At 42.9% G+C, this 22,382-nt stretch carries 21 protein-coding genes; 20 read left to right on the top strand and 1 reads right to left on the bottom strand.

Going from position 1 to position 22,382, the window contains the following annotated elements; genetic code table 11:
• The first annotated feature begins 12 nt into the window (after positions 1 to 12).
• The 20 genes from M8E35_RS23050 (at position 13) to lysS (ending at position 20,243) form a co-directional block, all read left to right on the top strand.
• Positions 13 to 1,773: a formate--tetrahydrofolate ligase gene (locus tag M8E35_RS23050; protein WP_252472990.1), complete on the top strand. Its 1,761-nt coding sequence runs from the start codon at positions 13 to 15 to the stop codon at positions 1,771 to 1,773.
• 288 nt (positions 1,774 to 2,061) lie between these two features.
• On the top strand, positions 2,062 to 3,519 hold the full coding sequence (gene tilS / locus M8E35_RS23045; RefSeq protein WP_252472988.1) for a tRNA lysidine(34) synthetase TilS: 1,458 nt from the start codon (positions 2,062 to 2,064) through the stop codon (positions 3,517 to 3,519).
• 77 nt (positions 3,520 to 3,596) lie between these two features.
• Positions 3,597 to 5,546 carry an ATP-dependent zinc metalloprotease FtsH gene (ftsH, locus tag M8E35_RS23040; protein ID WP_289710987.1) on the top strand — a complete coding sequence of 650 codons (1,950 nt, stop codon included), beginning with the start codon at positions 3,597 to 3,599 and terminating at the stop codon, positions 5,544 to 5,546.
• 38 nt (positions 5,547 to 5,584) lie between these two features.
• Positions 5,585 to 6,034, top strand: a complete 450-nt coding sequence (gene ndk / locus M8E35_RS23035) for a nucleoside-diphosphate kinase (RefSeq protein ID WP_073026874.1) — start codon at positions 5,585 to 5,587, stop codon at positions 6,032 to 6,034.
• Between the two features lie 125 nt (positions 6,035 to 6,159).
• A complete protein-coding gene (locus M8E35_RS23030; RefSeq protein WP_252472986.1) occupies positions 6,160 to 6,876 on the top strand; it encodes a DUF881 domain-containing protein in 717 nt (238 codons plus the stop codon).
• Entirely contained in the window at positions 6,876 to 7,586 is a 711-nt protein-coding gene (locus M8E35_RS23025; RefSeq protein WP_252472983.1) for a DUF881 domain-containing protein, read from the top strand. The genes M8E35_RS23030 and M8E35_RS23025 overlap by 1 nt, the downstream gene beginning before the upstream one ends.
• A 41-nt stretch (positions 7,587 to 7,627) precedes the next feature.
• Positions 7,628 to 8,122 (top strand): HD domain-containing protein, encoded by a 495-nt coding sequence (locus M8E35_RS23020; RefSeq protein ID WP_252472980.1) that lies wholly within the window; start codon positions 7,628 to 7,630, stop codon positions 8,120 to 8,122.
• A 12-nt stretch (positions 8,123 to 8,134) separates the two neighbouring features.
• On the top strand, positions 8,135 to 9,349 hold the full coding sequence (gene folP / locus M8E35_RS23015; RefSeq protein WP_252472978.1) for a dihydropteroate synthase: 1,215 nt from the start codon (positions 8,135 to 8,137) through the stop codon (positions 9,347 to 9,349).
• Positions 9,336 to 9,701, top strand: coding sequence for a dihydroneopterin aldolase (gene folB / locus M8E35_RS23010; RefSeq protein WP_252472976.1), 366 nt, complete (start codon positions 9,336 to 9,338; stop codon positions 9,699 to 9,701). The genes folP and folB overlap by 14 nt, the downstream gene beginning before the upstream one ends.
• A 5-nt stretch (positions 9,702 to 9,706) precedes the next feature.
• Entirely contained in the window at positions 9,707 to 10,171 is a 465-nt protein-coding gene (gene folK, locus M8E35_RS23005) for a 2-amino-4-hydroxy-6-hydroxymethyldihydropteridine diphosphokinase (protein ID WP_252472974.1), read from the top strand.
• 293 nt (positions 10,172 to 10,464) lie between these two features.
• Positions 10,465 to 11,349: a Rossmann-like and DUF2520 domain-containing protein gene (locus tag M8E35_RS23000; RefSeq protein ID WP_252472972.1), complete on the top strand. Its 885-nt coding sequence runs from the start codon at positions 10,465 to 10,467 to the stop codon at positions 11,347 to 11,349.
• A gap of 17 nt (positions 11,350 to 11,366) precedes the next feature.
• Complete coding sequence (panC, locus tag M8E35_RS22995; RefSeq protein WP_252472970.1) at positions 11,367 to 12,224, top strand: pantoate--beta-alanine ligase; 858 nt, start codon at positions 11,367 to 11,369, stop codon at positions 12,222 to 12,224.
• A complete protein-coding gene (gene panD / locus M8E35_RS22990) occupies positions 12,217 to 12,600 on the top strand; it encodes an aspartate 1-decarboxylase (protein ID WP_252472968.1) in 384 nt (127 codons plus the stop codon). The genes panC and panD overlap by 8 nt, the downstream gene beginning before the upstream one ends.
• A 66-nt stretch (positions 12,601 to 12,666) precedes the next feature.
• On the top strand, positions 12,667 to 13,593 hold the full coding sequence (gene nadA, locus M8E35_RS22985; RefSeq protein WP_252472966.1) for a quinolinate synthase NadA: 927 nt from the start codon (positions 12,667 to 12,669) through the stop codon (positions 13,591 to 13,593).
• Between the two features lie 18 nt (positions 13,594 to 13,611).
• Positions 13,612 to 15,255: an L-aspartate oxidase gene (nadB, locus tag M8E35_RS22980; protein WP_252472964.1), complete on the top strand. Its 1,644-nt coding sequence runs from the start codon at positions 13,612 to 13,614 to the stop codon at positions 15,253 to 15,255.
• The gene (nadC, locus tag M8E35_RS22975; protein WP_252472962.1) at positions 15,221 to 16,093 is read left to right on the top strand and encodes a carboxylating nicotinate-nucleotide diphosphorylase; all 873 of its coding nucleotides are present in this window, start codon (positions 15,221 to 15,223) and stop codon (positions 16,091 to 16,093) included. Before nadB ends, nadC begins: the two co-directional genes overlap by 35 nt.
• Positions 16,094 to 16,115: 22 nt before the next feature.
• Complete coding sequence (locus M8E35_RS22970) at positions 16,116 to 16,883, top strand: type III pantothenate kinase (RefSeq protein WP_252472960.1); 768 nt, start codon at positions 16,116 to 16,118, stop codon at positions 16,881 to 16,883.
• 20 nt (positions 16,884 to 16,903) lie between these two features.
• Complete coding sequence (gene dusB / locus M8E35_RS22965) at positions 16,904 to 17,860, top strand: tRNA dihydrouridine synthase DusB (RefSeq protein ID WP_252472959.1); 957 nt, start codon at positions 16,904 to 16,906, stop codon at positions 17,858 to 17,860.
• Between the two features lie 234 nt (positions 17,861 to 18,094).
• Positions 18,095 to 18,565 carry a transcription elongation factor GreA gene (gene greA, locus M8E35_RS22960; RefSeq protein WP_073026846.1) on the top strand — a complete coding sequence of 157 codons (471 nt, stop codon included), beginning with the start codon at positions 18,095 to 18,097 and terminating at the stop codon, positions 18,563 to 18,565.
• 190 nt (positions 18,566 to 18,755) lie between these two features.
• Positions 18,756 to 20,243: a lysine--tRNA ligase gene (gene lysS / locus M8E35_RS22955; RefSeq protein ID WP_252472957.1), complete on the top strand. Its 1,488-nt coding sequence runs from the start codon at positions 18,756 to 18,758 to the stop codon at positions 20,241 to 20,243.
• A gap of 162 nt (positions 20,244 to 20,405) precedes the next feature.
• Here the strand turns inward: lysS and M8E35_RS22950 are convergent, their stop codons facing one another.
• On the bottom strand, positions 20,406 to 21,857 hold the full coding sequence (locus tag M8E35_RS22950; RefSeq protein WP_252472955.1) for an IS1182 family transposase: 1,452 nt from the start codon (positions 21,855 to 21,857) through the stop codon (positions 20,406 to 20,408).
• Positions 21,858 to 22,382 lie beyond the last annotated feature (525 nt).

Below are 22,382 nucleotides of genomic sequence, written 5' to 3'. Positions count from 1 at the left end.
AGCGGATTAAAAATGGCTTGGGATGCAACCAAACTTAAGGACTGGCAAATCGCCGAAGAGGCCGAAAAAAACATGCCTACTGTGGAACAATTAATCGAAACGTTGTCACTTAGAAAAGAAGAAATAATTCCATACGGAAAAACACCAAAAGTAGACTTTCTGAAAATGATGGAGCGCCTTGGAGATAAACCCGATGGCAAATATATTGAAGTAACAGCTATTACTCCAACGCCGCTCGGTGAAGGAAAAACTACGACGACTCTGGGTCTCATCGAAGGACTTGCTAAGAGAGGCAAGAACGTTGGTGGCGCAGTTCGGCAACCGTCCGGCGGCCCAACGATGAATATTAAGGGTACCGCTGCTGGTGGTGGGAATGCTCTCTTGATTCCTATGACTGAGTTTTCCCTAGGACTCACTGGTGATATAAATGATATCATGAATGCCCATAATCTATGCATGGTTGCCCTTAATGCTCGGATGCAGCATGAAGCAAACTATACGGATGAAGAGCTTGCTAAGCGCGGATTGAAACGCTTGGACATCGATCCTAAGAATGTTGAAATGGGCTGGGTAATCGATTATGCAGCTCAAGGCCTGAGAAATATTATCATTGGTATTGGCGGTAAAAAAGATGGCTTCCAAATGACATCTAAATTTGGGATTGCTGTTGGATCAGAGTTGATGGCAATTTTGGCTGTCGCTAAAGATCTCCCGGATCTCAGAGAGCGGATTGGCAAAATTATCGTTGCCTATAGTAAAACCGGCCAACCTGTTACATCAAAGGACTTAGAAGTCGATGGCGCAATGACTGCTTGGATGCGTAACACAATTAATCCAACAATTTGTTACACAGCTGAAGGTCAACCTGTCATGGTTCATGCTGGTCCTTTCGCTAATATTGCTATTGGACAATCATCCATTATTGCGGATCGGGTTGGTCTCAAAATGTTTGATTATCATGTTACGGAAAGCGGATTCGCAGCAGATATCGGATTTGAGAAGTTCTGGAATGTTAAAGCTCGTTTGGGCGGTTTAAAACCGGATGTTTCCGTTCTCGTAGCAACTATCCGTGCTCTAAAAATGCATGGCGGCGGACCTGCAGTCGTACCGGGTCGTCCATTACCTGAAGAGTACACCCAAGAAAATCTCGAACTGGTTGAAAAGGGTTGCGCTAACCTGCTTCACCACCTTGGAATTATTAAAAAGTCTGGAATTGTTCCAGTTGTCTGCATTAACGGTTTCTACACAGACACCCAAGCAGAAATTGACTTAATTAAGAAAATTGTCAGGGCTGCAGGAGCTCGTTGTGCTCATTCTGATCACTGGCTCAGCGGTGGAGATGGTGCTTTAGAATTAGCAGATACTGTTATGGATGCTTGCACAGAAGAATCTCAATTCAAATGCCTCTATCCTTTGGAAATGCCGTTGCGTGAACGCGTTGAGCTTATCGCTAAAGAAGTTTATGGGGCAGACGGCGTAGATTGGTCACCTGAGGCAGAAGCTAAGGCTAAGAGATTTGAATCAGATCCATATTATGCTGATTTCTCCACCATGATGGTTAAAACCCATTTGAGTTTGTCCCATGATCCCACTCTGAAAGGTGTGCCAACAGGCTGGAGATTGCCGATCCGTGATATCTTAGTATATGGCGGAGCGAAATTCCTTTGCCCAATGGCTGGAACAATCAGTTTGATGCCTGGTACAAGTTCAGACCCCGCTTACAGAAGAATTGACGTTGATACCAAGACGGGTAAAGTAAGCGGATTGTTCTAAAATGATTTAAAACTAATTACGGAATATAAGGTTTAGGCCCTGAGCAATCAGGGTCTTTTCAATTCTGCCAAATCAAACCAGCAAAAAGGAGTGTTTGTTTTTGGATAAAGTGATAAACTAGTTGGGGTTGGCAGGTTTGAAACGAGTTCTTTCAGTGGAAGATATAACTATCGACACATAATGTATGCGCTGGCATGCTCTAATCTAGGACATCTGTGCTTGAGTCATAGCCAGCCATCAGTGTAACTAAGGACAAAGCCTGCAACCGATCTGAAAGGGGGGCGCAAGATGTACGAGAAATTGCGCAAATTCATACTGCCCCAACTAATTCCTTCTCAATCTAGAGTTATGGTTGCAGTATCCGGAGGACCCGACTCAATGGCATTAAGTCATATTCTTTGGAGGTATGTACAAGAGGAGAGCGGCAGAGGGATTTCGCTAGTATTAACCCATGTCCATCATGGGGTTCGAAAAGAGTCGGATGAAGAAGCAGACTTAGTTCGAAAGATGGCGAAGAAGTGGAATGTGCCTTGTCTAATACACCGTTTTGATGCTAAACAATACGCTAAAACTACGGGTCAATCGTTCCAAGAAGCTGCGCGAGAATGGCGCTACTCTCGCTGGAAAGAGGATATGGCAAAGGAAGGGTGCTCGCTTCTAGCCACGGCTCATCACCTGGGAGATCAAGCAGAGACCATTCTTTTCAGGTTGCTTAGAGGAAGCGGGACAGCGGGTTTAGCGGGAATGTATCCTAGCAAAGGCTCAATTATTCGTCCATTGTTGACCTTTACAAAAGCAGATATCCTACATTATTGTGAGAGTGAAGCAGTTCCATATGCTCTTGATCGCTCAAATGAAGAACCAGTTTATGTACGCAATCGAATTCGCTTAGAGTTGTTACCAGAATTGGAGAGGAGCTACAATTCTCGTATTCAGGAAGCCTTGGGACGAACAGGAGAACTTTTGCGTTGGGATGAAGAATATTTTGACCAGCAGGTGGAAGCCGCCTGGAAACGGTATCACTTTAAAAATTCTGAGGGAACTATCTGCTTAAGCCTTGACGTTTTTGAGGAGCCCGCTGCTATTCTTTCCCGTCTGTTGCGTAAGGCGGCTATGCAGGTCACCCAAGAACCCCGTGGACTGGGTTTTGCCTATGTTGCAAAGATTATGTCCTATCAGGGTAAGCTCGGTTGGGTTCAGGATTTGCCAGGTTTGAGGGTTAAGATCTCAGAAGTAGGTTTGCAGTTTAGCCGTTCGCATATTAATAGCAGACAAAACGACGGATTAATGGATGCTTTAAGCGAACAGCAGGGATTAAACTCAGAGATACTTTTAGTCATGGGGCAATGGACTGAAATTTCTGGCTTAAAAATGGCCGTTGGCTTATTTAAAGAATGGAATCGTTCCACGCCAAATTATAGTGATAGATGTGAGAACAAGATAGCGGTTTTTAGCCGCGACCTATTGACAAGCATTTCTGAGCGATCCTTGGTATGTCGTGTAAGGCGGGAAGGGGACAGAATGTGGTTTAAGGGTGTAGGACATAAGCCTCTTAAAAAGGTTTTTCAGGAAGCAAAAATAGACGATAAAGAGAGAAACAGCGTGCCTTTGATCGCCATAGGGACAGAGGTTCTATGGATTCCCGGGGTTCGCCAAAGCGGACTGTATTATGCCGATTATGATGACGAAAAAATGTATTGTATTCTCACACCACTGAGCGGGTGTTCTAATTTGAATTCATTGTAAAACGCAATACCCCATGGTATAATATGAAGAATTGCTTCTCGGTGAAGCAGCTTCCTAACTAGAGAGGAGGACCATATTTGAAGGTCTTTAAGAATGCGGCAATTTATATACTAATAATTCTCATGGCGATAATGCTAATAAAGTGGTCGACCCCTCCCGTTAGTAAAGACATTGGTTTAGATTATAACGCTTTTAAAAAGGCGGTAGTAGAGGATCAAGTTAAAAGTGTTGTTGCTGTTGTTGAAAGCAATTCGACTAAATATTCAGTCACCATGAAGGATGATGAAAAACACGAGGTTATTGGACTTGCCTCTGACCCACAACTTACCTCGGATTTATATGCTCATGTTCCGTCTTTGCGCATAGAACAACCTCCGAAGACACCGTGGTGGGTCGGACTGCTAACCACAATGTTGCCTATTATTGTCATCGTTGGTTTGTTCTTCTTTATGATGCAGCAAAGCCAGGGCGGTGGAAACCGGGTAATGCAATTCGGAAAAAGTAAAGCACGCCTGGTTGGGGAAGATAAGAAAAAAGTGACATTTGCAGATGTCGCAGGTGCTGATGAGGTTAAAGAGGAGCTTCAAGAAGTGGTTGAATTCTTGAAGATGCCGAAGAAGTTTCATGAATTAGGGGCCAAGATCCCTACTGGTGTACTTCTGTTCGGACCTCCTGGAACAGGTAAGACCTTACTTGCTCGCGCTGTCTCTGGAGAAGCAGGTGTGCCATTCTTTAGCATCAGCGGCTCAGACTTTGTGGAAATGTTCGTAGGGGTTGGGGCTTCTCGAGTTCGGGATTTGTTTGAACAGGCCAAGAAAAATGCTCCTTGCATTGTATTTATTGACGAGATTGATGCTGTTGGACGGCAACGGGGAGCAGGCTTAGGCGGCGGACATGATGAGCGGGAACAGACTCTTAACCAGCTTCTTGTAGAAATGGATGGATTTAATGGCAATGATGGAGTTATCATCATTGCGGCTACAAATAGAGCGGATGTACTTGATCCGGCACTCTTGCGTCCGGGTCGTTTTGACCGGCAAGTAATTGTCGATGTTCCGGATGTCAGAGGACGTGAAGAGATCCTTAAAGTCCATGCTAAAGGTAAGCCGATGAAGGAGGATGTTGACCTTCAGGTTATTGCTCGTCAAACCTCAGGCTTTACTGGGGCAGACTTAGCAAATCTGTTAAATGAAGCTGCACTTCTTTCTGCTCGTCGCAGCGAAACCCAAATTAAACAGCAGTCCGTGGAAGATTCGATAGAACGAGTTATTGCAGGGCCCGAGAAGAAGAGTCGCGTAATAAGTCCATTTGAGAGGAAACTGGTTTCCTATCATGAAGCAGGGCACGCTTTGTTAGGAGAGCTACTCACTCATACGGACCCCTTACACAAGGTTTCCATTATCCCGCGTGGACGGGCAGGGGGTTATACCCTTCTTCTTCCGAAAGAAGACCGTAATTATATGACTAAATCCCAACTGCTGGACCAAGTAGTTATGTTACTTGGTGGACGCGTCTCTGAAGCGGTGGTACTTCATGAAATTAGTACAGGTGCATCTAATGACTTAGAGCGGGCCACGGGGATTATTCGAAAAATGATTACTGAATTGGGAATGTCCGAGGAATTAGGTCCACTAACCTTTGGGCACAAAGAAGAGCAAGTCTTCCTAGGCAGAGATATTTCGCGAGATCGCAGTTACAGTGATGCTGTGGCATATTCTATTGATAAAGAGGCTCGGCGCATTATCGATGGCTGCTATCAGAAGGCTCAAGATCTGATTGAGCAAAATATTGAAAAACTGCATGCCATAGCTGAAGCATTAATGGAGAAGGAAACCCTTGATGTCAAAGATTTCGCAGCACTAATGGCTAAATTTGATCCTAATCCTGAGGCAGTCAAACAAGCCGAAGGTACCGTTACTCTAGAAAAGGCTGTTGAAGGTCCATTAGACATTACAGAAACTAAAACTAAGCAAGATACTGAGTTGCCTGGTCAAATAATGGAAAAAGAGTTAAATAAAATTCAATAGTTTATAAAGAGTTTCGATTGTAGAGGAGAGAAGGAAGAATGGAACGTACATTTATTATGCTCAAGCCGGATGCAGTTCAGAGGGGATTAGTCGGAGAGGTAATTAATCGTTTCGAGAAAAAGGGCTTCAAACTTGCGGGTATGAAGTTAATTCAAGTAGATCGTGCCTTGGCGGAAGAGCATTATGCCGAACACAGGGGCAAAGGGTTCTTTGAGCCGACGGTTGGTTACATTATGTCCTCTCCGGTCGTAGCAATGGTCTGGGAAGGTAAAAACGTAGTTGCTTTGGCTCGTGAGTTAATGGGTGCAACAAATCCTGCAAATTCAAACCCGGGATCTATTCGAGGGATGTATGGGATGGATATTAGCAGAAATGTTATTCACGGCTCAGACTCGGTTGCCAGTGCTGACCGCGAAATTGCCCTTTACTTTAAACCCGAGGAACTTGTTGACTATCGAAAAGCAGGCGATGAATGGCTGAGTGAATAAATAAGAAACTTAATAAGGGACGCCCGCAGGGGTGTCCTTTTTTCAAATACTGGTCAGATAGTATGACTTATGGTCTATCTATGGCTCCTAAGTTTTCTAAAGTTGGTATTGTGGAGGTGTATCAAATGCATCTGGATAGAAAAGAACGGTCTCTGCTGGGGTTTTCTGCAATTTTGCTAGGATTTCTCTTTGTCCTGCTGATTAAAGCGCAGGGTGTTGCGGGCAGTCAGGTGACACAACAGGAAACGGCTATCCCTAGTCTGATTAAAACGGAACAGGAGAATCAACAGCTTTCCGTAGAAAATGATAAAATAGAGCAAGAATTAATTAAATATGCTCAGGGTCAAAGCGCGTCCTCATTGCTAAATGAGCAAGTAAAAGAGGCTATGATGAATGCAGGCTTAATTGAGCTCGCGGGTCCAGGTGTGCAAATCACTTTGGATGACTCTACTCGCGTAGCAACTGGGGAAGAAGACCCAAATAATTATTATATTCATGAGGAATATATTCGTGAAATATTGAATGCACTTTGGAATGGTGGGGCTGAAGCCATTGCAGTTAATGGGCAACGCGTGACGACGAACACTGAAGTGTTTTGTGGGGGATCGTTTATCCAGGTCAATGGCACCCGTCAAATGCCCCCTTATGTGATTGGGGCTATTGGTGATTCACATAATTTGTCTGCTGCCCTTAAGTTTTATGGTTATAGCTGGGATAGACTTGGAGAGTTTCAAGAACAGTATGGAATAACTCGCAAGCTTGAGGTTTTAGAAGAAGTAAAGACTCCGGCGGGCAAATTGAGAGATTATCGTTATGCGGAACCCATTAAGGAGGGAACGTAATGCAACGTTGGAAAAGAACCTTAGCTTTACCGGTCACTATGGTAGCGATTGCCCTAGGGTTTTTAATTGCCCTTCAGGCTCAAACTCAAAAGAATGTATCGGCTGCCGAACAAATTAGTGCACAACGTATGTCTCAAATGAAAGCGGTGCTGGTGAATTCTCAGGAACAAAATGCTCTGCTTCAGGAAAGACATAAGGGCCTGTCGGAAAAGCTGGACTTAGCACGTAACCAAGTAGGGACGGATCCTCAACTGCTTGTACATCTCAAACAATTGAAAATGCTTGATGGTACACAAGAAGTAGAAGGACCAGGAATTTTGGTAAGCATCGACGACCGTAATAAAAAGGTAACTTTTCCGCTTTATACGGATGAAATTTTAAGAATGATCAACACCTTAAAACTGGCTGGTGCAGAAGCAATCAGTATCAATGGCCAACGGATTGTTGGTTCTACAGATATTGTGTTGAGCGGAAGTTCGACTATCCTAGTAAACAAAGTGCCTATAAATCGTACAGAGGGAAACCCTTATGAATTTAGTGCCATCGGGGATCAGGAAACGCTTCTCGACTATGTTTCCCAACTGGATGGAAAAACTCTTAAAGATAGAGGCATGACTGTAAGTATAGCAAGGAAAACTCTGCGTATCCCATCCTACAAAGGTTCATATTCGTTTAAGGAAGCGAAACCCTTAGCTGACTCAGGGGCTTAAGTTTTGGGAGAAATGAGATGAAATCTTGGGAGTGTGGCTAAATGTTACATTCAATGGCTCGCGTCAACCGGCTATTGGACCATGAAGATTATATTTGCTATATAGAGAAAATTGATAAATTAGAAAAAGAACGACGATTTTGTAAACATGGCTTTGAACATGGGTTAAGTGTTGCACGCATCTCCTATGCCTACCTGCTGGAAAAAGGGGATGTAAGTCTATCTAAAGAAGCAGTTTATGCTGCTGCATTGCTGCATGATATCGGACGATGGGTAGAATATCAAACGGGTGAAGATCACGCTGAGGCAAGTGCCCGATTGGCACTCCCCTTGCTCAAATCGTGTAATTTTTGCTCGGAGGATATAGGGATAATCCTGGGAGGAATCCGTGAACATCGTCGGCATCATTATGACAATCTGACTTTACTTGGCGAGGTATTAGCTAATGCGGATGATTGGTCTAGAGATTGTCGATATTGTTCCGCTCAAACTTTATGTCACAAGTTTAAGCCCGCAATGAAACAAATTATGTATTAAGGAGGGACCGCAATGCAAATATATGGAATGCGTTGGGTTGCGATTGATAACTTGTCAGAAGCTAAGATGGCGTTGACACAGATTGGATCTGACCCGGCAGGAGTCGCAAACATGGCAGGTAAAGGAATTGGCCGTGCGATAAAATTAGAGCAAGTTCCATTACGCGCAGCCCATATTCTTAAGCAAGAGATGCTGTCCGTTGGTGGAGATGCTGCAGTTCATCGGGATGTAATTACAAATAGCATAGATGCAACAGATGTTATGTTACTCGGTACAGTTCGGCAATTAGAGCACCTTGCGAAAAAGGTGTCAGCCCAACCATTTGGACTTAAGAAGATTGGACAGGCCCTCAAGCAATTACTTATTGCCTTGGAGCCATCGACGACCCGCAGTCTAAATTGTCGAGGAAAAGAACTAATTCTGGGGGAGCGCACCCTTGTCATGGGGATTTTAAATGTAACTCCAGATTCGTTCTCGGATGGGGGCAGATACGCTAGTATTGAAGACGCTATTTCTCAAGCGCAACGTTTGATTGATGAAGGTGCAGATATTTTAGATATCGGCGGAGAGTCTACTCGGCCGAATTATGCGGGTGTAAGTGCTGAAGAAGAATGGAAACGCTTAGAGCCCATACTGAAGGCGCTTTTAGAGCGAGTAGCCGTCCCTGTCTCAATAGATACCTATAAGGCGAGCGTCGCGGCCAAAGCGCTTGAAGTAGGTGCTCATATGATTAATGATGTATGGGGATTCCAAAGAGATCCGGATATGGCTAGAGTGGTTGGGGATTACCGAGTACCCGTCGTTGTAATGCATAATCAGGATGGAACAGCCTACCACCACCTTATGGGGGACATTTTTGCTTTTTTGCAAAAGAGCATCGAATTGGCTGAAACTCAGGGATTGTCAGGAGACCAGATTATTCTGGATCCAGGAATCGGGTTTGGGAAAACAACAGAGCAGAATCTTGAAGTTATGGCCCGTTTGGCAGAATTAAAGACGCTGGGACACCCTGTATTATTAGGGGCTTCTCGCAAATCAATGATTGGAAATACTTTAAACCTAGCGGTGAATGAGCGCTTAGAGGGGACATTGGCAACCAGCGTTCTGGGGGTGGTTTCTGGGGCAGATATTATACGTGTTCACGATGTTAAGGCAAATAGCAGGGCGATACAAATGGCAGATGCCATTGTAAGAGGGCAGAGAGGAGTCCATTATGTCGGAGCTTGACGTGATTCACCTTCGTGGACTGGAATTCTATTCGTACCATGGGGTATTACCCGAAGAAAATGTTTTAGGACAGAGATTTTTAATAGATATGGATCTTTTCCACAACTTGAGCCAGGCAGGTTCTTCTGATCGAGTTGAGGATACGATTCATTATGGAGAGGTATACCAAGTTATTAAAGCGTGCGTAACTGAGGGCAGGTATCTATTAATAGAACGCCTGGCTGAAGAAATTTCTAAAAGGGTACTGGGGCAGTTTGCCTGTGAATCAGTGCGAGTAGAAGTCCACAAGCCACAGGCACCAATCCCGGGAATTATTAGAGATGTTTCTGTGGAGATTTGGCGAGGCAGGTGAAAGCGATGAAAGTGTATCTAGGGTTAGGAAGTAATATGGGAGACCGAGCTTTTTACCTTAGAGAGGCAATTTCGGCTTTGAAAGGCCGATCAATTAGAATAATGGCGATGTCCCGCATATATGAAACAGAACCCTGGGGGGGGATAGATCAACCTTTATTTTGGAATCAGGTCATAGAGATTGAGACAATCCTAGAGCCACTAGACCTGCTTCATGTTTGCCAAGAAATTGAACTGAGCCTGGGGAGAGAGCGTAAGGTACATTGGGGTTCAAGAACCATTGACATAGACCTTTTAATTTACGATAATAGAGTAAGTGAGACAGAAGAATTAAGCTTACCTCATCCATACTTGGAAGAACGTGCTTTTGTTATTGCTCCATTACGAGAAATTGCACCAGAACTCATCCTGCCCTCGGGTAGATCTATAAATGAAGTAATGGGAGATGGTAAGGTTTATCCACTTACCTGAACGGAAATCTAATATCAGACAATATCATTCTTGAATTGTACTGATTTAGATTAATTATTTTTTATAAAATATATTGAATAGACTGACAAATATTTATTTCTGAAAATTCAATAATAACCCGCTTAGATCAAGATGACTGAGACGGAGGAGAGAGAAAATATCCTTCACGCTCGTGAAGGTTTTTTTATGCTGGTCTGACTTCATGCCGAAATACGGCACACTGAGAACGGGATAATCTATTTCTTACTGCCAACGCCATTGCAGATCAAACTGCGTTTGAAAGGAGGAACGAAATGAAATTTGGAATAATTGGAGCTGGAATAGTGGGTACCGCATTAGCAGTGCAATTAACAGAGGCAGGTCATGAATGTTTAGGGGTTCATACCCGAAGTCGACTCTCATATGAACGGTTTCGCAGTTATCTAAATATCGATCATCTTCTTTTAGAGGAGCTTGTGCCTGCAGTTGATTTTTTGTTTATTACGACACAGGATGGCATGATTCAATCGATTGCAGAGAATCTAGTTGAAAAAGATCTAATTATTCCGGACCAAATATGGATTCACTGTTCAGGTTCGCTTCCTTCATCCATTCTACGTATCCAGGAAGACCTACCTGTGCGTTGCTTGTCGTTACACCCTCTACAGTCCTTTGCAAGTGTGGATAATGCACTGACAATTCTTTCTGGAACTCACTTTGGAGTTGAAGGAGAGGCAGAGGCGCTGGGAGAGGAGATCGTGAAAGATCTCGGTGGAATTCCGCATAAAATTTTAGCTGATGAGAAGACACTTTATCATGCTGGCGCTGTTGTTGCCTCGAATTATTTGGCAGTACTTGCTTCATTAGCTGTAGAGCTTTTTGCGGCAGCAGGAATTCAAGGAGAAGAAGCCTTGGCTTCTTTATTACCGCTGATGAAAGGGACACTTTCTAATTTAGAACAAGTAGGGTTGCCCCAAGCATTAACCGGACCAATTGCTCGTGGAGAAGTACAAGTTATTAAAGGGCATTTAGATCAGTTGCCATCTAAACTCACGGAAATTTATAAAGGCTTGGGATTAAAGGCTTTAGAGTTAGGGAAAAACAAGAGGGCTAAACAAGGATTAAGCTATCCTTCAGAGGAGCTAAACATTTTGAAATTGTTGCTTGGTGGACAAAATTCAGACGGTGAATTTCGATAAGAAAGGTGGAGTGAGATGTGAAAAGAACTTCACATATCCATGAACTGCGTGAGATGATAGCTGAGGAAAAAAAACGGGGACGAAAAATTAATTTCGTGCCTACGATGGGTTTCTTACATCGTGGACATTTATCGTTAATTGAGCAAGCCCAACAGAAGGATGATTTCTTGGTAGTGAGCATTTTTGTTAATCCATTGCAATTTGGCCCCAATGAAGATTTATCACGTTACCCCAGGGACTTAGAACGTGATGTCCGACTCTTGGAAGAGGCCGGGGTTGATGCCCTTTTTCATCCGACGGTTGAAGAAATGTATCCCCACCCGATGCTTACATTTGTTGAGGTAGGCCAATTAGATGGGATGCTTTGTGGGGCAACTCGTCCTGGACATTTTCGTGGAGTCACTACTGTTGTAAACAAGTTGTTCAATATCGTCCAACCTGACAGGGCATTTTTTGGGCAGAAAGATTATCAGCAGTATCTGATTATTGAACGTATGGTGAGAGATCTTAATCTGCCAATTCAAATTTGCCCTGTCCCTATTGTTCGGGAAGAAGATGGGTTAGCTATGAGTTCCCGCAATATTTTTTTAACCTCTGAACAACGGCAAAAAGCCCAAATCTTGTCCAAGAGTCTTGCTGCTGCAGAGTTAAGCATACAAACGGGGCAACGATCAGCTCGGGAAATTGAAAGGCAACTGCGAGAAAGGATTACTTCTGAGAGTCAGGGTATTATCGACTATGCAGAGGTAAGAGATGCTGGTGACTTGTCTGAAGTAACAGAAATAAAGCGGCCGGTGCTATTAGCTTTAGCAGTTAAATTTGGGACAACCCGTTTAATTGATAATAAAGTAGTGGAGGTTAAGCAGAATGTATAGAACGATGATGAAATCAAAAATTCATAAGGCGGTCGTAACAGAAGCGAATCTTCAATATGTAGGCAGTATTACCATTGATGTCGCATTGATGGAGGCAGCGGATTTATTGATTAATGAAAAGGTTCAGGTCGTTAACAATAATAACGGAGCAAGGCTTGAGACCTACGTTATTCCCGGAGAGAGAAATTCTGGAGTGATATGCTTAAATGGTGCGGCAGCTCGTCAGGTACAAGTTGGCGATCAAGTAATTATTATTTCTTATGCGGTGTTAACTGATGAAGAGGCTCATCAGTATACCCCTAAAGTCGTTTTTGTCGATGAAAAAAACCATGAAACTAAGATTGCTTCAGAAGAAGTTCATGGACGGGAATCTTGACAAATTTAATCGAAAGACCTAATCTTTTAAAAAGATTTTGTTACTCAAGGGAGGGCATAATATTTTATGAATTATACCATTAGCCAAGACTTATTTGAGACTTTAGCTGCGGAGATTGAAGTGCTTAAAAAAGAACGCAAAGCAGTTATTTTAGCCCACTATTATCAAAGACCCGAGGTTCAGGATATTGCAGATTTCGTTGGAGATTCTTTGCAACTGAGTCAACAAGCTGCAAATACAGACGCGGAGGTCATTGTCTTTTGCGGTGTCCACTTTATGGCAGAAAGTGCAGCTATTCTATCCCCGAACAAAGTCGTAATATTGCCCGATCAAAAGGCGGGTTGCCCAATGGCAGACATGGTTGATGCCGACGGCTTGCGAGCTTATAAAAAGAGGGTTCCCGAAGTTCAGGTGGTATGTTATGTTAATTCCTCTGCAGAAGTCAAAGCGGAGAGCGATATCTGCTGTACTTCCTCTAATGCGGTGAAAGTAGTGCAGTCTTTACAAGGAGATAACATCTTATTTATTCCGGACGAAAATCTTGGCCGTTACGCTGCCAAAATTCTTGGGCGTTCCCTTCAGTTCTGGCCTGGTTACTGTAAAACTCATGACCGATTGTCGAAGGAAGACATTCAACGAGCGAAGAATGAGCATCCCTCCGCCAAAGTCATAGTTCACCCGGAATGCCGAGAAGACATTTGTGAAGCAGCGGATTATGTTGGCTCTACAGCAGGATTGATTAAGTATGCTCAAAACTCTGAAAACCAAGAATTTATTGTGGGGACGGAGTCAGGAATCTTACATCGACTCCACCAAGTTTGTCCAGAGAAAAAATTCTATCTCGCTTCAGAACGTTTAGTTTGTCCAAATATGAAATTGACAAGCTTAGAAAAGGTAAGAGATGCACTTAAAAACCTCTCTCCACGTGTTACAGTGAAAGAGGAAATACGAGTTAAAGCCAAAGCGGCACTAGAGCGAATGCTGGCCTTATAAGCAGCAGAAGAGCAGGGGATGGGCGTGTTGAGACGATATTTATACCCTTGGTCTAAAACAGGGGTAAAGGTCTTTGATTCGGACGTACTTGTATTGGGAAGCGGAATCGCCGGGTTATACACAGCAATCAAAGCAAGTGAACAATTTAAGGTTACTGTTCTTACTAAGAAAACAATTGAAGAAAGCAATACAGAGCATGCCCAAGGTGGGATCGCGGTAGCCATTGATGAAGCTGACTCTCCAACGTTGCACTTAAATGACACTCTTAGGGCAGGCGCGGGGCTCTGCGACCCTTTGACAGTGAGGATTCTGGTGGAAGAAGGGCTTATCTGTGTTGAGGAATTAATGGGTATGGGTGCTCAGTTCGACTACCATGATGGGGAGCTTGCTCTTACCCGTGAAGGCGCACATAGTCAGAGGAGAATACTGCACGCGCTGGGAGACGCTACGGGATGGGAAATAGAACGGGCTTTGGTTGCCAAGGTAAAGTCAAGCCCTAATGTCAGCACATTTGAAGAACGTTTTGTGATTGATCTTTTAGAAAATGATAGAGGGCATATTGTTGGGGCCTTAGTTCTTAATGGAGAAACAGGGGAGCTGGAAAGTCACTTAGCAAATGCAGTGGTTCTGGCAACCGGAGGGTTGGGGCAGGTCTATAGCTTTACAACAAATCCCAGTGTTGCAACGGGTGATGGAATGGCCGTAGCCTTGCGTGCAGGCGCAGATTTGATGGACATGGAATTTGTTCAATTTCATCCTACGGCTTTGTTGATCCCTAATGCGCCCCGCTTCCTCATCTCGGAGGCAGTGCGTGGTGAGGGTGCACATTTAATTAACGCGTCTGGGATACGCTTTATGGAAAATATTATTGGGAAAGAACTTGCAGCACGGGATGTTGTCGCTCGAGCAATTTGGGAAGAAATGAATCATGGTTCAGTTTATTTGGATTTTCGACCTATCGGAGAAAAGAGGATCCTTGAGAGATTCCCTACCATATACCAAACGTGTTTGAAGTATGGTAGGGATGTATTAACTATGCCTTTACCAGTTGCACCGGCGGCTCATTATATGATGGGCGGAATCGCAACAAACTCCTATGGGGAATCAAGCCTGCCTCATCTTTATGCGGCTGGAGAATGCGCGTGTAATGGGGTCCACGGAGCTAATCGGTTAGCAAGTAACTCATTGTTGGATGGACTGGTTTTTGGAGCGCGTATCGTAGAAAAGATAGGGGATAAGGGTCCTGGTAAACGTCCTTCATGGGAGGACGTACTTAGTCCTGAGGGAAGTCTTAATGTAACAGGAATATATCGATCAAAGAAACCCATAGATGCTCAAAGCTTGAGGACTCATATTCAAGACTTAATGTGGGACAAGGTGGGTATTTTGAGAAATGAAACGGGCCTTAGAGAGGCCGTTGGGTTATTGCTGGGTTGGGAGCAAGAAGTCTTGTCAACAGGTTCTGTGCATGAACTTGAAACAGTAAACATGTTGACGGTCGGAGTAGCTATTGCCAAAGCCGCTTTAGATCGTAAAGAAAGTCGAGGCGGGCATTTCCGTTCAGATTATCCCGTGCGGCTTGATGAATCCTGGCAAAAGCACTCTCTGCAACATAAGGAGGATAATGATGTACGCTACGTTCCAGTTTCAAGAGCTGATTGATCAGGCATTGATGGAAGATATCGGGACGGGGGATCTGAGCACTAGGATTTTTCCGGAGGATTTAACCAGTTTGGCAAAACTGTATGCTAAACAGGATGGAATAGTCGCTGGTCTGGCACTTGTTGAGCAGGTCTTTCAGCGTGTAGACCAACGGATACAGGTCCATAAATTAGTGAGAGATGGAGATGAAGTCAAGGTTGGAGAGGTTGTAATCGAGCTGGACGGCCCTTTAAGCACTATTTTGCAGGGAGAGCGAACAGCTTTAAATTTCTTACAACACCTCTCAGGAATCGCAACGGCAACAAAACGTGCCGTTGATCAGGTCACTGGACTTTCGACCTGTATTGTGGATACACGAAAAACTCTCCCAGGATGGCGAGCTTTGCAGAAATATGCGGTAAGAGTCGGAGGCGGGCATAACCACCGATTTGGACTCTATGATGCAGTGATGTTAAAAGATAATCACCTTACTGCAGTGGGTGGATTAACAGAAGCTGTTCAAAGGGTAAGGGCCGTAATTGGGCACATGGTTAAGATAGAAGTTGAGTGTGAAACGATCGAACAGGTGGAAGACGCCGTAGCTTGCGGTGTTGATGTGATTATGCTGGATAATATGGGAATCGATGAAATGCGGGAAGCAGTTCTTTATATTGACCACCGGGCAATCGTTGAAGCTTCAGGGGGGATTCAGGAAGATCAACTTCGTCAAGTGGCTCAGACTGGGGTCGATTTGATTTCAATTGGTGCTTTGACCCATTCGGTTAAGGCCATGGACTTTAGTCTTGACCTGGGCGAGATTAAAGCCACGACGAGAGCAAACTGGGAAAGAGGACTTTAAATGGGCCAAAAGGAGCGTTATTATGATTCTATTATTTGATGTAGGTAATACAAATATTGTGTTGGGGGTCTACGATGAGAGAACATTAACTCATCATTGGAGGGTGTCAACAGATAAATCACGTACTATGGACGAGTATGCGGTGGTTATTAAAAATTTATTCGATTTAAGCGGCTTGACCTTTCAAGAAATTAATGCGGTTGTAATTTCCTCGGTAGTCCCACCAGTGATGCCTACGTTAGAATCTCTCGCTCGAAAGTATTTTGGAGTAGAACCTCTTGTTGTGGGGCCTGGCATTAAAACAGGGATGCCAATTATTTATGATAATCCCAGAGAGGTTGGGGCTGATCGCATTGTGAATGCAGTAGCTGCATATACTAAATATGGAGGACCGCTTGTCATTGTCGACTTTGGAACTGCAACGACATTTTGCGTAGTATCAAAACGCGGAGAATACTTAGGTGGGGCGATTGCTCCAGGTATAGGGATCTCGACAGAAGCCCTCTTTCAAAGGGCCTCAAAATTACCTCGCATTGAAATGGTTAAGCCCACTTCAGTTATCGCGAAAAATACGGTGGCTGGAATGCAATCCGGGATATATTATGGATTCACTGGCCAGGTGGATGGAATAGTTAAACGTATGAAAGGGGAATTAGGACCAGAGACTAAAGTAATTGCCACAGGTGGATTAGCCAAAATGATTTCTCAAGAATCGGAAATGATTGAAACTGTCGATCCCTTCTTAACCCTTGAGGGACTTTTATTAATCTACGAACGTAACAGGAAATAGTAATTAAGAGGAATAAGAATATGAAGTTAGGACATTATGAACTTGGAGTCCCGGTATTTCTGGCACCTTTGGCTGGTGTGACAGATAAAGCATTTCGAGAAACAGTCTGTGCAGTGGGCGGAGAGTATGTGTGGACGGAAATGATAAGTGATAAAGCATTAACTTATCAAAACTCGAGAACCTTGAAGATGCTGGATTTGAGTGGAGAAGGGGAACCGAGAATTGTACAGTTGTTTGGTACAGATCCTGAGACAATGGCCCGAGCAGCCCTGTTGGCCGTGAAATCCAGCGCCAATGTTATTGATATTAACATGGGATGCCCAGCACAGAAAATTGTTAAGAATGGTGAAGGATCGGCACTGCTAAAGGATCTCCCCCGTGCGCAAGCTATCGCCTCAGCTGTCGTACAAGCCGTTAATGTACCAGTAACCGTAAAAATTCGTCTTGGTTGGAACGATCAAGAAATTGTGGCCCTTGAACTGGCTAAAAGTCTAGAATCGGTAGGTGTCCAGATGCTAACAGTTCACGCAAGAACCCGTGAGCAATTTTATTCGGGTCATGCTGACTGGGGATGGATTCGGAGGGTAAAGCAAGCAGTAAGTATTCCGGTTATCGGTAATGGGGATGTTTCTAGGCCTGAAGATGCCGGTAGATTAATCGGGCAAACGGAATGCGACGGGGTAATGATCGGACGTGGTGCCTTGGGCAATCCATGGCTTATTCCGCGTACCCAATCTTTTTTAAAAGATGGTATCTTATTGCCTGAACCGTCAATTGAAGAACGGATACAGGTAGCATTACAGCATTTCGAGCGTGTGTTGCGTTATAAGGGTGAAAGAATTGGTCTTAATGAAATGAGAAAACATGCGGTGTGGTATATTAAAGGGATTAGGAAGGCAGCCCAAATCCGGGATGAAATTATGCAAACGAGATCACCGGAAGAAATGCGAGCTGTCTTAACCCGAATAACAGGGTGAAGTGTTATTTTTTGCAGAAAAAAGGAATAATTTGATGGCATATCTCGTTATAGATAACAGCCGCATCCTTGACAATATTTTGCAAGGTCCTTATAATAACGAGTAATGTAAATGAGGAATCTTTCAAGGAGTTCCTAGATTTAAAAGGAATTACGCATATAACTTTTTAAAAGTGTGTGGTACAACAAGTATAGAAGCATAATGCGTAGGATGAGAAAAGGGAGCGAGGAAAATATGGCTGAAAAAGAAGTTATTCTAACATTAGAAGGCCTCAAAAAACTTGAGGAAGAGTTGGAGCTATCTAAAACTGTGAAGCGGCGGGAAGTCGCCGGGCGCATTAAGCAGGCCATTGACTTTGGAGATATTAGTGAGAACTCAGAGTATGATGATGCTAAGAATGATCAGGCCTTTATCGAAGGTCGGATTATTACTCTCGAGAAAATGCTTAGGAATGCGCGAATTATTGATGAACTAGAAGGAACAGATGTCGTGGCAGTAGGCACAAAAGTACTCCTGAAAGACTTGGACTTTGGTGAGGAAGAAGAGTACTTTATTGTCGGGTCAGCTGAGGCTGATCCAGGTACCAACAAAATCTCCAATGAATCCCCTGTCGGAAAAGCAGTTTTAGGCCAAACTAAAGGATCTGTAGTTGAAGTAAATGTACCAGCAGGTATTTTACACTATCAAATTCTTGATATTAAGTAAGATCAAGTAAGAGTGTACACTCAAATTTGAGAAAACATTAGAACTAAGTATTTGTAAGTGCAGTGTTTCTGTGACTGGTTTGGCCACGTACAGATGCTGCACTTTATTTATTGAAATTAAATTTTCTTGTTTATTGAAGTCTAAGTTTGGTAAAATTGATAATTAGAGAATAATTTATGGAGGAATAAAGATGGAGAATACCAACGACCTCTGGCGAATTCGCTTAGAAAAACTTGAGATGCTTCGCCAAGCAGATATTGAACCCTATGCTGATCGCTATATTCGAACCCATAAAACTGCTGACATTTTAGAGCATTTTGAAGAATTAGAAGGCCAAGAAGTAAGTATTGCTGGTAGAATCATGAGCAAGCGTGATCAGGGGAAAGTTATCTTTGCACATGTTCAAGACCTTAATGGCCGTATTCAGAGTTATATCCGAATGGACGAATTGGGTCAGACTATGTTTGATTTAATTACGAAATTTGACGTTGGAGATATTGTTGGGGTAAAAGGGAAGGTTTTCCGGACTAAGCGAGGGGAAATATCTATTCATGCGCGTGAGGTTTTACTGCTATCCAAGGCAATGCGCCCACTCCCAGAGAAGTTCCATGGCCTAACCAATGTAGAAACACGTTATCGCAAGCGTTATTTAGACTTAGTTATGAATCCCGATGTTCGCCAAGTATTTATAACACGAAGTAAAATCATTCGGTTTATGAGAGAGTTTCTAGAGAAACGGGAATTCCTTGAAGTAGAGACACCCACGTTACATACAATTCCTGGTGGAGCGGCAGCACGTCCATTTAGCACGCATCACAACGCGCTTGATATAGATCTTTATTTGAGGATTGCTCTTGAACTCCCATTGAAACGTTTAATTGTTGGCGGGTTTGAAAAAGTATTCGAGATTGGCCGTACTTTCAGGAATGAAGGAATTTCAATTAAGCACAATCCAGAGTTTACTATGATGGAGCTTTATCAAGCGTTCGCTAATTACGAAGATATAATGGAATTGACAGAGGAGATGATTGCCCATATTGTGCAAAAGATACACGGTACCTTGGAAATTACTTATCAGGGACAACCCCTCGAATTCAAGACTCCATGGCGGCGACTTTCAATGCTTGATGGTATTTTGGAGTACTCTGGAGTAGATTTCAGGGAAATCATAACGGATGAACAAGCTCGTCTTGTAGCTCAAGAAAAGGGTTTGCATGTCGAGTCAGATTCATCTCGCGGGAAAATTATTAATGAGTTTTTTGAAGAGTACGTGGAACCAAAATTGATACAACCGACATTCATAATCGGACATCCCGTAGAAATATCCCCGCTAGCTAAACGTAATGCTGAGCACCCCGAATATACGGATCGGTTTGAAGCCTTCATATATGGACGTGAACTTGCCAATGCTTTTTCCGAATTAAATGATCCTATTGATCAGCGACAACGTTTTGAAGCGCAGGCTGCTGAGCGGGCTAAAGGGGATGATGAGGCTCATATCATGGATGAAGACTTTGTCCAAGCTCTAGAGTACGGGCTTCCGCCTACTGGTGGACTGGGAATTGGAATAGATCGTTTGGTAATGTTATTAACGGATTCTGCGTCAATTCGTGACGTCATCCTATTCCCAACGATGCGGCCAAGAGATGAAAATATTCAAGACGAAGAGGTTGAATAACCTATTAGTGTTTAAAGCTACCCGATTTAAGAAGAGGCCACTGAAAAACTTATGTTTTTCTTACTAGTAGTCGGTGATTAAATAAATAAAAGACGGTCATTATTCCATTTTTTGAATGTGACCGTCTTTTTCTAGTATTTGATAGACTATTTAGTCCCTTTGTTACTCCATCAGCTTTAATATCCTTTTCAAATTTACGGTAAATATGGCCATCGCCCCTTGTAACTCCATACCAATTAGACCCGAAGATGATGCCACATCATATCCGTGCCTGTGCTTCAGCTCGCTATTTTTAGCTTCAATCTTATAGCGCTCTTTTGATTTTTCTTTAAAGTACTCGCTTTCCTGAAATCTTGCCTGTTCTGTATGTTCTGTAGATTTAATAGTAACGGAATAGGTCTTATTTTTGGCCCCTTCCTTATAACAACCCTCTTTTAATGGGCATCTCTTGCACTTCTCAATGTCAAAGTAATATGTATCCCTTTGATTTTTGCCTTGCTTTTTTCTACCCTGTCGGGCCTTCCGAATTGACATATGGCCTGCTTCACACACATACATTCCGGCATCTTTATTAAAATTGAACTCATCTTCTTTTTTCCTGTTCCCTTGAGTAATTAAAGGATTTAATTTAGCAACTAATTTAATGTCATTCTTCTTACTGTATTTAATATTTTCCTTTTCCGAATAGGCTGTATCTCCAATGACTGTTTCAATCTCCAAGCCTGCTGCCACACTTTTTTCTATCAGTGCCAGTAATTCTTTTCCGTCACTTTTTTCGCCGGTCGTGATCGTCGCTGCGGTGATGATTCGTTCTTCACTCATGGCAAGGTGCGTTTTGTACCCAAAAAATGAGGAATCCGCACTTTTGTGTCCAACTTTTGCATCTTGATCATCCGAGATTCGCAGGTGTTCGAGATCATCCACAATGGTTTCTTTTAAAAGGTTTAGATGTTCCTTTACTACTGGATAGCTGGAAATGCTGTCCTCCTTTTCGATCACATCAACGAGCTTTTGGCAGTAGGATAGTTCATCTTCCAATACGTCCGTTGTTGTTTTGGCAGGAAACTTGTCTTTCATGGATTCATCTATTTTATAAACGGCTTTTCTCAGCTTTTTTGACCGATCCATCAGGATTTCTTTAGGGGCCTTTTGATTATAGCGAGCTTTCGTATGAGTGGCATCAACAATAATAGCTTTACTTTTGATGATTTCCTTTTTGATGGCAATTTCAACGGTTTTATTAATCAGCATATCTAAAAGGTTTACGTCTTTTAGCCGTAGTTTCCGGAACTTGGTTAAAGAACTCGGCTCAATTACCGCCTCTTCTGGTGCCATATCAAGAAAGTACTTAAACGACATATCATATTTCGAACGCTCTACCACGTCAACATCAGATATGTCATAGATAGATTTTAACAATAAATATTTAAACATCCGAATAGGGTCGATGGCGTTTCGACCGTTATCAAGACAATATTTATCCTTTAGTTCGTTATATACGAAAGAATAGTCAACCAGTTCGTTTAATTTTCTCAATCGATTATCCCTTGGAACGACTATATCATAGATATCCATAAATGGGCTAAGGATCATTGATTGTTGTTTTTGAATCATAGTAGTACTCACCTTCATGAAATTGATATCATAATTATAAAGCAAAAAAGGTATAACTTCCTCAAAATCATGAGGTGTTATACCTTTTTTCTACAACGGGACTTTTTCAGTGGCCTCTTTAAGAATTGGGTAGCTTTTGTCAATACGGGATTATGTTGAAACCTGCTAAGAAATATTGTAAAGAAAAATATATTATCCAGATAAACGGAGCATCAGGAAGAATATGAACAGTTTTGGGATATAATAATGATATTATGGATTCAAATCATATTTGAGGAGAGTTATACAGTTATGGTATAGTACTATTTGTTCGCTCGACAAAATACCTGCCAAGAGCGAAGCAAACAAGTACGCCTTTAAGAATTGGAGTCTGGAATAAATTAGTATTGACAATGTAAGTTAGAAATGCTAAGATATAACTCGGTCCTAAAGGGACGTAAAATTACACGATGGTCTTTGAAAACTAAACAACAAGGACAGCCAATGAGAGAGACTCGAAAGAGTTTCAAAAGAAATCATGAGCGA

The organism is Desulfosporosinus nitroreducens (genome assembly GCF_023897015.1).
GTDB classification, from domain to species: domain Bacteria; phylum Bacillota; class Desulfitobacteriia; order Desulfitobacteriales; family Desulfitobacteriaceae; genus Desulfosporosinus; species Desulfosporosinus nitroreducens.
Note: the sequence above shows the minus strand (reverse complement) of the source record. Positions and strands in the feature narration are given on the sequence as shown.